This is a genomic window from Acinetobacter sp. OYA S30, from assembly GCF_033599315.1.
Taxonomy (GTDB): Bacteria; Pseudomonadota; Gammaproteobacteria; order Pseudomonadales; family Moraxellaceae; genus Acinetobacter; species Acinetobacter baumannii.
The window spans coordinates 20,469-33,236 of sequence record NZ_JAWVAV010000035.1 but is presented as its reverse complement, the minus strand read 5'-3'; the positions used below and the strand labels follow the sequence as shown (position 1 = coordinate 33,236).

The window sequence follows — 12,768 nt, the reverse complement described above, 5'->3', positions numbered from 1 at the left end:
TCTTCCTTGTTTCCATTTTTATAAAGATATTCCGATTTGCTTAGGATAAATCCGTATAGTTGTGCATAATTAAAGTACTGATTTGTAATGTTAGAAATCTTTTCATCTTTAGTAATAAAATAAAGTTCATGTAGTAAACCAAGTAGTTCATTAACATTATTTATAAATTCACTTAAATCTGATTCATTTATCTCAATAGGAATGGTTCTATCAGGTTGATCGGGATACAGAAGGTATTTGCTAATTAATCCATCATACTTATGTTCTAAGGGTGAAATTTTACGTATTATCTTTAAAATATCCTTTTTATGTTCAGTTTCGATGCTTAAATTATGTGGCTTTACCCAGTCATCATACAAAGAGTATGCGATGTAAGCCGCTGCTAAGGTAGTAATACCACCAAAAACAGAACCTACAATAGACCAAGTATCTTTTAAAGAGCTTGACGAGCCATTAAAGTCAAAAATAATCCATGTTAGTGCAAATATAAACAATAATGACACGAATGAAACGGCAACAACATTTCCAATTAAATCTTTCGTTTTCATATCATGAACTTCTATTAATTATTTCTCTATATGGTAATGTTCATCAAAATAGTATTTTTCTGAGACATCTAACTAATAATCAAATTCTAAATAAAGATGACTTAACGATTTACCTTTAGCTTCGTATCATACTCATAACTATATAATTATTATTTAAACACAATGACCAACCTATTTCCTTATAGAAGGGTTCCCCATACTTAATTGTGTGCTCGATATAAAAGTAGACCCAATCTTTCATTTCTTAATTCTCAATTATTTAGTAAGTAATTTAATTTTTTCTACCCATTTTGCATATGCTTCCGTTTGCTGGGGTAGGTACTCATAATAATCATATGTGCCTTGTTCGCCAGACATAACATGCCCAATCATGAGCTGTGCTACATCACGCGATGTAAATGCACTGAAATTAGTACGAGCAGTTCTTCGTAGATCGTGCAATGACCAATGCTTCATATGATAGTCATGATGTCTTCTGAGTCGCTCCATCAAGTAACCAGGTAATGAATTAGATGATCCATGACTCATAGGTGTTTCTTCACTATCATTCGTTAAGAAATACTCACATGAGCTATAGTCGAAAGCTTCGACAATTAATGCCTCCATTTCAGGCAAAATAGGGCGAATGATTTCACGACCAGTTTTTTTGCCGGTCTTATTGTTTACTACAGGAACAATCCAGACCTTTCTATTTAAATCGAAATCAGTCTTTTTGGCTTTTCTGAGTTCGCCATTTCTACAACCAAACATTAAACATAATTTTAAGAAAATTTTGTTTTTAGGCAGAATATTTGACTCTTCAATAGCCAGCCATACCATTTTAATTTCTTCATCAGAAAGAAATCTGGTTCCTCTATTTCGCTCAATTCCCAAATCTTCCTTGGCATAGATGTCAGATAAAACATTTACCTCAAGTAATTGTCTCTTTTTAGCCCACTTAAGGACCTGTTTTGCATTCGTTAAAACTCGATCTGCAATAGAAGGTACTTCATTAGCTAGTTCTTCAAGTAAAGCTAACCATTGTTGCAAAGTAATTCTATCAACTGGTAAATCACCGATTTCAGGTATTACATGCTGCTCAAAAGTATTCTTAATTTGCTGGGCAGATGTTTTCTTCTTTAGACAATAACTTTCATACCAATCATTAAAGACATCTTCAAATGTACTTGCATCGATGTATTTTTGCTGCTGTACACGAACCTCAACTTTAGGATTCATTCCCTTATCTAATAGTGAACGCATTTCACTAGCTTTTACACGTGCATCTTTGAGAGAGATATGAGGGTAGGTACCAAGGTCTAAACGTTCAGCTTTTCCAGCAAAACGATACCGAAGCTGAAAAACAATTTTACCTTTAGGTGAGACTCTGACACTCATTGAATCCCGATCTGCTATTTCTTCAACTTTATCACGTGCCTTGCCGTTATTAGCTTTCAGCCACACTTCAGTTAAAGCCATAGTCCACCTGTGTACATAATTTTAGTTGAGCGAGAGGTAAGTACAAATATGTACACCAATGTGTACATAATTAATGAGACTTATTCTGTCCTAAAATGTCTTAGTATGTCTATATTAAAAACGAGGGAAATATTGAGAAATAAGGCTTTTATTGTTGTTTTTGTCTTGGTGTGTCTTAGAGTGGCTAAATGGCATTAATTCTTTTGAACGATTAATGCCATAGTTGTTCCATATAAGCCATGACCCTGAGAGGCTTGTCAGGGTCAGTTACACAAAAAGTGAAGTCTTATTTTTGTTCAAGCCAAGCAGGTAATGCTGCCATAACTTGTCCAAACTTCTCGTTAAGTGGCGCGCCACCTTGTGCTAAGTCAGGTTTACCACCACCTTTACCACCTAACTCGGTCGCTAGATGTTTGATGATGTCACCTGCTTTTAGATTTGCAGTGTATTGCGACGCGACTGATGCAAGCAGGCTGACTTTGTCACCCTCTACACCTGCTAACACAATCACTGCGTTCTCTAATTTTGATTTTACACTGTCATGTAAGTTGCGAAGCGCTTTGGCATCAACACCCTGAACAGTAGTAATAAGCGTTTGACGACCAGCAATAGTTTGAACTTGGTCAATCAAATCAGCCGCTTGGAAGTTTGCCAATTTTTGGTTGAGTTGTTCAATCTGCTTTTGTAATGCAGAAACCAATTCTACATTAGCTTGTACACGCTCAACCGTTTGGTCTTTCTGTGCTTTTAATAAGCTATTAATGTGCTGGATATCATGATCAGCTTTTTGTACTACTTCTAATGCTTTAGTACCGGTCACTGCTTCAATACGACGTACGCCGGCAGCTACACCACCTTCAGAAGTGATTTTGAATAAACCAATATCACCTGTACGTTTTACGTGAATACCGCCACAAAGTTCGATTGAGAAGTTTTTCTCGTCAATGACAGAGCCCATAGAGAGCACACGAACTTCATCACCGTATTTTTCACCGAACAACATCATTGCACCTTTTGCTTTCGCAGTTTCAATGTCGAGTAGTTCAGTTGTTACGGCAGTATTTGCAATGATTTCAGCATTTACGAGACGTTCAACTTGTTGTAGTTGTTCAAATGACACAGGTTGGTCATTTGCAAAGTCAAAACGTAAGATATCACTTGCAACCAAAGAGCCTTTTTGTTGTACATGCGAACCTAAAATTTGACGAAGGGCAGCATGCAACAAGTGAGTTGCTGAGTGGTTACGCGCAGTAGCTTCACGAATGTCTGCTTTAACAATCGCTTCTACATTTTGATTGGTTTTAAGGTTACCAACAGTCACAATACCTTGATGAACAAAGGCACCACCAGACTTTTTCGTATCCTGAACTTCAAAAATACCTGTTTCGTTTTTGAAGATACCAGTATCACCAATCTGACCACCGCTTTCAGCATAGAAAGGAGTTTGGTTTAAAACTATAAGTGCTTCGTCGCCTTCAGAAACTTCATCAACTTGTACGCCATCTTTATAGATCGCTACAATCTGGCCTTGACCGGTTGTGTTGGTATAACCGTCGAATTGAGTTTCGCCTTCAACTTTTACAATGTTGTTATAGTCAACAGCAAATTTACCAGCATCACGCGCACGTTGACGCTGTGCAGCCATTTCAACTTCAAAACCTGCTTCATCAATAATAAAGCCACGTTCACGTGCAATATCAGCAGTTAAATCTGTTGGGAAACCGTAAGTGTCGTAAAGTTTAAATACAGTCGCACCCGGAATAGTTTTATCTTTTAACTGAGCAAGTTCACCTTCAAGAAGTTTTAAACCTTGCTCTAAGGTTTTAGCAAACTGTTCTTCTTCACGAATTAAGGTTGCTTCAATGACTTCACGGCGAGCTTCTAACTCAGGATAAGCCTGTCCCATTACTTCAATTAATGGTTGCAACATTTTGTAGAAGAACGTACCTGTTGCGCCAAGCTTGTTACCGTGACGGACAGCACGGCGGATAATACGACGTAATACATAACCACGTCCTTCATTACTTGGGTTTACACCATCAGCAATTAAGAAGCAGCAAGAGCGGGCATGGTCTGCAACTACACGTAAAGAAGGCTGACCTTCATCTTCAATACCAATGATGTTTGCAGCAGCTTTTAATAAGTGTTGGAACAGGTCAATGTCATAGTTTGAATTAACATGTTGCAATACGGCAGAAATACGCTCTAAGCCCATACCTGTATCTACAGATGGAGCAGGGAGTGGGTGAAGTACGCCATCAGCAGTACGGTTAAACTGCATGAAAACGTTGTTCCAGATTTCAATGAAACGGTCACCGTCTTCTTCAGGTGAACCAGGTAAACCACCCCAAATGTGTTCACCGTGGTCGAAGAAAATTTCTGAACATGGACCGCAAGGACCTGTATCACCCATTGCCCAGAAGTTATCTGATGCGTATTTTTCGCCTTTGTTATCACCAATACGGATAATACGTTCTGGTGCTAGGCCGATTTCTTTATTCCAGATGTCATAAGCTTCGTCATCAGTATGGTAAACCGTGACATAAAGTTTATCTTTCGGTAAAGCAAGCCATTGTTCGCTAGTTAAAAATTCCCATGCGAACTTGAGAGCATCACGTTTGAAATAGTCACCAAATGAGAAGTTACCCAACATTTCAAAGAATGTATGGTGACGAGCTGTATAACCAACATTATCTAAATCGTTATGTTTACCGCCTGCGCGTACACATTTTTGTGAGGTTGTTGCACGTACATAATCACGTTTTTCAAGACCTAAAAAACAGTCTTTAAACTGGTTCATCCCAGCATTTGTAAATAATAAAGTTGGGTCGTTGGCAGGAACAAGAGAACTCGATGCAACACGTGTATGCCCTTGCGTTTCAAAGTAGCGCAAAAATGCTTCACGAATTTCAGCAGATGTCATTAAACGAGTACTCACAACCAAGTCACTCCATATTTTCGAATTTGGCTAAAAGCATCACCACAAGTTTATTTGTTCACAAAACTCGCATGTGATACGGGGCTTATTTTTAAAAAACGCTAAATTGTAACGGAAAAACCCCACCGAACCAACGATTTTAGAGGGAATATCTTACAAAACTGTGATTTGGCTAAAAATCTATATTCAATTAGCCATGACGTGTTTTACTATATGCCTTCTTTCGCTTCTCGTTTTGTAGATAAGGATAGGTCATGCAACGTATCGCCATTAATGGGTTTGGCCGGATTGGACGTAATGTTTTACGTGCCTGGTTTGAGAGCCCGAAACAATTTCATTTTGAAATCGTGGCGATTAACGATATAGCAGATGTACATACACTGGTACATTTATTCAAATATGACTCAACGCATGGTCGTTTTAATGGCAAAGTTGATATCACCATTGAAAATGAAAAGATTTATTTAAATATTCAATCTAACCAGAGACTCTTAAAGGTTGAAGTTTTGCAGCAAAAACAGCCGGAACTTTTACCGTGGGCAAGTTTAAAAATTGATGTTGTACTTGAGTGTACAGGTTTATTCCGCTCCCATGCTGATGCTACCCGCCATTTAGAAGCAGGGGCTAAAAGGGTCATTATTGGCGCTGCGCCTTTTGATCATGTTGATGCTGCAATTGTTTATGGTGTTAACCATGCTGATGTGAAAGCGACTGATCAGATTATATCGAGTGTGTCATGTACGACACAGGCTTTAGTTCCACTGGTTAAAATCATTGATGATGCATTTGGCATAGAAACAGCGCTTATGACGGAAATTCATGCGGTAACAGCAGATCAGTCTGTGCTTGATCATGCGCATCGTGATTTGCGTCGTGCTCGAGCTTCTGGGCAAAACATTATCCCGACTACTTCTAGTGCGCTTGGTGCTTTAAAGCGTGTGATGCCAAAAATGGAAGACCGTATTGATGGTTACTCAATTCGGGTACCTACCATTAATGTAGCGGCAATTGATTTAACGTTTATCGCGCAATCTCCAATTACGGTTCATCATATTAATGAATTGCTAATTAAAGCATCTCAAACAGATTATGCAGAAATTATGGCTGTAACAGATGAACCATTAGTTTCAAGTGATTTTAATCATTCGCCTTATTCACTTATTGTTGATTTAACTCAGACCATGGTTGTTGGACATCAAGCCAAAGTATTTGCTTGGTATGATAATGAATGGGGCTATGCAAATCGTTTATTAGATTTGTGTGATTCCTTTTAAATACTATACAAAACTAATTAATTAAGGATGTTAAATTAACATCCTTTTTTATAGTTATTAATTCTGGGTAATAAAAGTTAAAAATAATTTAAAATTATAAATATTTGTGTTGTACAAAATTATATCTATTTGTATGATTTGCAAACATTAAAATTTTAAATATAGAGTTCATATGAAGTTTAACTTAAAAAGAATAAGTGGATTTTTAATTATTACATCTACTCTTATTTTAACTGCTTGTAGTGGTGAAGGCTCAGATCAAAATACAAATGATCAAGCTGAAAGTAATTTAGAAAAAGAAGACACTATTTATAAAGTTTATTATCAACCTTCGGATATTTCTTCAGGTATCTATAGTGACTTTTTTGAAATTACGCCATATTCAATTAAGAATAATGAGATTTTCTTTGCAAAGTCACATAATCAGCCATTAGAAACTGAACTTTTAACTGAGCAGAAAGTTTTAAATAAAGGGACCTTACAAACGAATATCGTGAAAAGGTTAACTCCTAGCAGTTGGTCTTATGAGAGAATCCCTAATCTAAAACAAAATTTAAAATTTGAGATTGTAAAATTAGATGGAGAAAACATCTTTGATCGTGTATTGCCAGGCTATAAAGAATATAATAATTTAGAAACGAGCCTTAATAATCAACTTGATAAAAATTTAATTGACTTCTATCAAAACTATAAGAATGTTAGGTTCCCAAAAAATAGTTACTGTTATCGTCTAAAAGAGTCTCAATGGAATCAATCTTATATTTCATATATTTCTAGTTTTAATACAAATCCTTCATTTAGTGAGAGAAAAAAGTCAATTATCGAAAGATATAATAACCTAGGCCTAGATAAAAAGTATTTTAGGCTTATAAATTCGCAGAGGTATGGTTATAACTTAGTTGTTTTAGAAAACCTAGAAAATGGTGATGTCCAAAGCACATTAGGAAATAATAATGATCAGTCTGCTACTATTGATTTTGTATCAAGCAGCTTATGGAATGCTGATAAAAGTTTGGCTTTTGAGAAGTCACATCTTTATTCGACAGATGACAACCCGCTTAATAGCGTACACTCATTAATTGCTTTAAAACAGAAGTTAAAAATTGCAGATCTTGAAAAAGGTTGCTTTGCTTTTAACACTCAAGCAGCTCAAGCTATTCAAAAGTTAAATTTGGTTAATTGGAAACCGGGTGATAGTTCAGTTATTGCCCCATTCTTTGGACTAAGAACTTTTATTGATAATAGAAGTCAAAAACAATAAGTCTTTGAATATTATTTTTAATTCATAGAGTCTACTTTTTGACTTTAGAGTTTATTAAGAAAGATTTATGCAAATTGTCAGGTGCATGGCACAAAGTATCATGCTACACTAAGAGAAATCGGGTGTGTTCCCGATTTTTTTATGTGGGGTCGTTCCACGTTGATCAGATTTTAGGCTTGAAATATGACCATTTCAGAGACATGGTTGCTGCCTGACGGGGTAGCAGATGTATTGCCGGAACAGGCGCAAGTCATTGAAAAACTTCGCCGTGAAGCTATAGATTTCCTCGCAGTACGAGGTTATCAACTGGTATATACACCATTTATCGAATACATCGAATCGTTGTCTTCATTATCAGAATCAAATCAAGACCTGGATTTAGTAACTTTTAAGGTGATTGACCAGCTTTCAGGCCGTTTACTCGGTATCCGTGCTGATATGACACCGCAAGTTGCACGTATTGATGCACATGTAAGACCTGTTGAAGGTGTTGCACGTTACTGTTACGCAGGGACTGTATTACATACAAAACCACAAAATTTCAATGCGACTCGCGCACCTTTACAATTAGGCGCAGAGTTATATGGACATGATAGTATTGAAGCTGATGTCGAAATGGTCGATGTGATGCTGGGTTTGATTGAAAATGCCTATACTTTGCAAGGCGCACATTTAGACTTAGGGCATGTAGGCCTATTTCGTAGCTTAGTAAAATATGCTGGTCTTTCTAAAAATGAAGAGCATGAGTTATCTGATCTTTATCAAAGAAAAGCATTACCTGAGTTAGCTGAATTTACCCAAAATTTAAATATGGGTTCAGATTTCTATGCACTTGGCCGTTATGCAAGTGATTTAGATGCCTTACAAGCGCATTTAAGTGCAGATATTTTAAAAGATGCTGAATTTGATGCTGCATTAAATGCACTTAAAACCACTCTCGAACAGATTAAAAACCGTTGGCCAGCACTTAATGTTGGAATTGACGTGGTTGAACTTCGCAGTTACCACTACCACACTGGTTTGATGTATGCAGTTTATGCACCAAATCGTGCCGCACCTTTAGCACAAGGCGGCCGTTATGATGGTATTGGGGAACACTTCGGTCGTGCACGTCCGGCTACCGGTTTTAGTTGTGATTTATATGCTTTAGGTGCGAACCAGTTTGCCGAAATCGAAACTGTAGTGGCGCCTAAAGGTACAGAAGCTGATTTACTTAAAGCAATTGCGAATGCGCGTTCAGAGGGTTTACGTGTAGTTCAATTGTTAGGTAATGATGATTTAAGTTCTATTCCTTATGCAACACATCAATTGGTATTGCAAAACGGACAATGGAATATTGAAAAGATTTAAACGCCAGCAGTAAGTTTTTTACTGATGGTTTCCAATTTTAACAGCATGATGTAATGAGGCTATTATGGGCAAAAATGTTGTGGTACTTGGTACCCAATGGGGCGACGAAGGTAAAGGTAAAATCGTCGACCTGCTCACAGATCAGGCGGCTGCGGTAGTACGTTATCAAGGCGGACATAACGCAGGTCATACTCTTGTCGTAGGTGGTAAAAAGACTGTATTACACCTCATTCCATCAGGCATTTTACGTGAAAACGTATTGTGCTTAATTGGCAATGGCGTGGTGCTTTCACCAGCAGCATTAATTGAAGAAATGGGAATTTTGGAAGCTGAGGGTGTTCCGGTTAAGGAGCGTCTACGCATTTCTCCAAACTGTCCACTTATTTTGCCTAACCACATTGCTCTTGATCAGGCACGTGAAAAGAAACGTGGTAACGCTAAAATCGGTACTACAGGTCGTGGTATCGGTCCTGCGTACGAAGATAAAGTTGCGCGCCGTGCAGTGCGTGTTGCTGACCTTGTTCGTGGTGGTGCAGCGTTAGAAGAAAAACTAGCCGAAATGCTAGAGTTACATAACTTCCAATTGACTCAGTTCTACGGTGTAGAAGCGGTTAAATTTGAAGACGTATTGGCTCTTTGCAACCAATGGCGTGAAGTTCTTGCTCCATTAGTGATTGACGTAACTAAAGTATTACATGACTACCGCAAAGAAGGTAAGGCTGTAATGTTTGAAGGCGCTCAAGGTTCACTTCTAGACATCGACCACGGTACTTATCCGTATGTTACCAGCTCAAATACAACTGCTGGTGGTGTAAGTTCTGGTTCAGGTATGGGTCCTTTACATCTTGATTATGTATTAGGTATTACGAAAGCTTATACAACACGTGTAGGTGCTGGTCCGTTCCCAACTGAATTGGTTTACGATGCTGCAAGTGATTCTGGTGACCCAATTGGTAAACATTTGGGTACTGTGGGTCATGAGTTCGGTGCTTCTACTGGTCGTCAACGTCGTTGTGGTTGGTTTGATGCTGAAATCTTACGCCGTTCTGTAGATGTAAACTCACTTTCAGGTATTTGCTTAACTAAACTTGACGTTTTAGATGGTTTAGAAGAAGTGAAAATCTGTGTAGGTTATGAAAATACAGATTCAGGTTGTGTAGGTTCTTCTGATGCGGTTTCTTTCGAATGCTTGAAACCAATTTATGAAACTATGCCAGGTTGGAGCGAGTCAACTGTTGGTTTAACGAGCATTGACCAATTACCTGCAAATGCTTTGGCTTATGTAAAACGTATTGAACAATTAATCGAATGTCCGATTGATATCGTTTCAACTGGTCCAGACCGAGCAGAAACAATCATTTTACGTCATCCATTCTCTGCGTAATTCGCAAAGATAAAAATAGCCTCCTAAAAGGGGGCTTTTTTTATACCCTACTAAAGTGCAGTTTTGGTTTGGTTCGATTCAGATTAAAACATGATATATAGATCAGGAATCATAGGCTCAGGATGAAGCTGCAACCCACTATTTCGAAAACCATTTTTTATTCTTTTTTATTTGCTATAGGTGGTTCACCCACATTAGCAATGCTGATTATTTATGGTCAAAATTATAATCCGGACTTCTTTATGACGGCATTTATGAGTCTTTCTGTCCTGATTGCTTGTGTCCTCATTCCTGTTGTTCTCATACAAAACAGTTATTTACTCTGGAAGAGGAAAAATCCTAATCTTGAAGAGAAAGTTAAGACTTTAAGTCACGTTTATCTTGGTTTAAACATAATATGTTTAATATTCTGGATTTATTTGATGACTTTATCTAATTGACCGTTACATAAATACTATGATCGTGAAGAAATGAGAGATTTAAAGCGTGAGTGGTATTTCTTATAATAAGTGCAAAAGAATAAACAGTTTTTTGACGATTTAGGTGACCCATGTTAATGAATAAAAAGTTCGTTCTAAGCTTGTGCGCAGCAGGTGCAGTAACAATTTCTGGTTGTGCCACAATGGCTGATATGGCAGGTGCAGATACCGCAACCTTAAATGCTCAATCTGCGCAAAGTTTCAATAAAATGGTGCAGGAAGCGCGTGGTAAAGGTGCTTTAGATACAAGTTCAAGTACCTATAACCGTATTAATGCGGTTTTTAACCGTTTAAAACCTTATGCGAATCAAATGAATCAGACAGGCCAGCCATTTAGTTGGCAATTGGCTGTATTGAAGTCAGATACGATTAATGCTTACGTTGCACCTGGTGGCAAGGTAGTGTTTTATACAGGTATTGTAAATAAACTGAACTTGACTGATGCTGAAATTGCAGCAGTTATGGGCCATGAAATGACTCACGCCTTGGAAGAGCATGCAAAAAGTAAAATTGGCGCTCAAGCTTTAACTGATTTAGCGTTAAATATTGGTTTAAGTCAGATTAATGGTGGTAATGTGAGTCAACTAGGCGCGGCTGCGGCTCAGTTAGGCACGCAAGTAGGTGTGGGTCTGCCATATTCTCGTAGTTTGGAAAGCCGTGCTGACCAAGGTGGTTTAATGCTAATGGCGCGTGCAGGTTATAACCCAAATGCAGCGATTACGCTTTGGGAAAAAATGAACAAGCTTGAAGGCAGTGGATCATCTTTCTTGTCTACTCACCCATCAAACGCTCAACGTATTAATGACATGCGTAAGAATTTACCTGCGGCATTAGCTATTTATAATGGTCGTAAGTAAGTTTTAACACTTATAGAACTGATGTTAAAAACGGATGCTTGAGCATCCGTTTTTGTTTTTAAGGAGCAGGATTAGGCTGTTGTATATGAATAGCCTCAATGCCTTGTAAAATCTCCGGTGAAAGCTCGATTTCAAAAGCTTGGATATTTTCTTTGAGCTGATCTAAATTGGTTGCACCAATAATTGTACTCGTCACAAAAAATTGCTGCTTAATAAAAGCCAGAGCCAATTGAGTCAGGCTTAAACCATGCTTTTCAGCAAGCTGTGCATATTGTTCAGTTGCCCATTCACTTTGCGGGTTGCTGTATCTGCTAAAGCGAGGGAAAAGTGTAACGCGGGCATTGGCTGGTCGAGCCCCATTTCTAAATTTGCCAGTTAAATAACCAAAAGCAAGAGGAGAGTATGCAAGTAAACCTACACCCTCATATTTGGCAATTTCTGACATACCGATTTCATAGGTGCGATTAAGCAGACTATACGGGTTTTGCACACTCACAAATTTACTCACACCTAAATTTTCGGCAAGCTGAAGGAACTTCATGGTGCCCCACGGTGTTTCATTAGATAAGCCGATATAACGAATGCGGCCTCGATTAATCTCTTTTTGGAGAGCGAGTAATGTTTCTTCTAAGGGAGTAGTATCGTAATCATTTTGGGCTTGCTGATTACCATAAGCGAGCGTTCCAAAGAAGTTGGTATGGCGTTCAGGCCAATGTAATTGATAAAGATCAATATAATCAGTTTTTAAGCGTTTGAGAGAGCCATCAATCGCTTGTGAAATATGTTCACTATTAAACTTGGTATGGCCGTCTCGAATATGTGTTCCACCAAAGCCGGGACCTGCAATTTTTGAAGCAAGGAATACTTTATCGCGCTGACCATGCTGTGCAAACCAATTGCCTAAGATGGTTTCGGTTGCTCCATATGTTTCTGGCTTAGGAGGCACGGAATACATCTCTGCCGTATCCCAAAAATATAAACCGTGTTCTAAAGCGTAATTGAGTTGTTCGAAAGCTTCTTGTTGAGTATTTTGCTCACCAAATGTCATGGTACCTAAGCAAATTTCAGGAAGGTTAATGCCAGTGTGACCAAGTGGTTTAAATTGCATACTGCGAAATCCTTAAGAAATTTTAAGTTAGCCTAACGGAGAATATGTATTCAACTTAAATCATAAAAACAGAATAGTTTGTAAGCTTTGTGTATTAACTCATTGTTGCAT

General features: G+C 38.0%; 10 protein-coding genes. 6 read left to right on the top strand and 4 right to left on the bottom strand.

What is annotated here, in order from left to right:
* The 3 genes from R5R67_RS15250 to alaS form a co-directional block, all read right to left on the bottom strand.
* The coding region (locus R5R67_RS15250) for a hypothetical protein (protein ID WP_318754959.1) at positions 1 to 548 on the bottom strand (548 nt) is incomplete at its 3' end.
* A gap of 255 nt (positions 549 to 803) precedes the next feature.
* Positions 804 to 2,006 carry a tyrosine-type recombinase/integrase gene (locus tag R5R67_RS15245; protein WP_135536506.1) on the bottom strand — a complete coding sequence of 401 codons (1,203 nt, stop codon included), beginning with the start codon at positions 2,004 to 2,006 and terminating at the stop codon, positions 804 to 806.
* A 286-nt stretch (positions 2,007 to 2,292) separates the two neighbouring features.
* Positions 2,293 to 4,929: an alanine--tRNA ligase gene (alaS, locus tag R5R67_RS15240; protein WP_000199453.1), complete on the bottom strand. Its 2,637-nt coding sequence runs from the start codon at positions 4,927 to 4,929 to the stop codon at positions 2,293 to 2,295.
* A gap of 269 nt (positions 4,930 to 5,198) precedes the next feature.
* Here alaS and gap point away from each other — a divergent pair, with 269 nt between their 5' ends.
* The 6 genes from gap (at position 5,199) to R5R67_RS15210 (ending at position 11,549) form a co-directional block, all read left to right on the top strand.
* Positions 5,199 to 6,218: a type I glyceraldehyde-3-phosphate dehydrogenase gene (gap, locus tag R5R67_RS15235; RefSeq protein WP_001188822.1), complete on the top strand. Its 1,020-nt coding sequence runs from the start codon at positions 5,199 to 5,201 to the stop codon at positions 6,216 to 6,218.
* Between the two features lie 172 nt (positions 6,219 to 6,390).
* Complete coding sequence (locus R5R67_RS15230) at positions 6,391 to 7,479, top strand: hypothetical protein (protein WP_000671273.1); 1,089 nt, start codon at positions 6,391 to 6,393, stop codon at positions 7,477 to 7,479.
* Positions 7,480 to 7,662: 183 nt separating this feature from the next.
* On the top strand, positions 7,663 to 8,829 hold the full coding sequence (locus R5R67_RS15225; protein ID WP_000155680.1) for an ATP phosphoribosyltransferase regulatory subunit: 1,167 nt from the start codon (positions 7,663 to 7,665) through the stop codon (positions 8,827 to 8,829).
* Between the two features lie 64 nt (positions 8,830 to 8,893).
* Positions 8,894 to 10,213 (top strand): adenylosuccinate synthase, encoded by a 1,320-nt coding sequence (locus R5R67_RS15220; RefSeq protein WP_000517792.1) that lies wholly within the window; start codon positions 8,894 to 8,896, stop codon positions 10,211 to 10,213.
* A gap of 122 nt (positions 10,214 to 10,335) precedes the next feature.
* Positions 10,336 to 10,653, top strand: coding sequence for a hypothetical protein (locus R5R67_RS15215; RefSeq protein WP_000776215.1), 318 nt, complete (start codon positions 10,336 to 10,338; stop codon positions 10,651 to 10,653).
* Between the two features lie 116 nt (positions 10,654 to 10,769).
* Complete coding sequence (locus R5R67_RS15210; protein ID WP_001034598.1) at positions 10,770 to 11,549, top strand: M48 family metallopeptidase; 780 nt, start codon at positions 10,770 to 10,772, stop codon at positions 11,547 to 11,549.
* A 58-nt stretch (positions 11,550 to 11,607) separates the two neighbouring features.
* Here R5R67_RS15210 and R5R67_RS15205 read toward each other — a convergent pair whose 3' ends face one another.
* Complete coding sequence (locus tag R5R67_RS15205; protein WP_001159800.1) at positions 11,608 to 12,657, bottom strand: NADP(H)-dependent aldo-keto reductase; 1,050 nt, start codon at positions 12,655 to 12,657, stop codon at positions 11,608 to 11,610.
* Positions 12,658 to 12,768 lie beyond the last annotated feature (111 nt).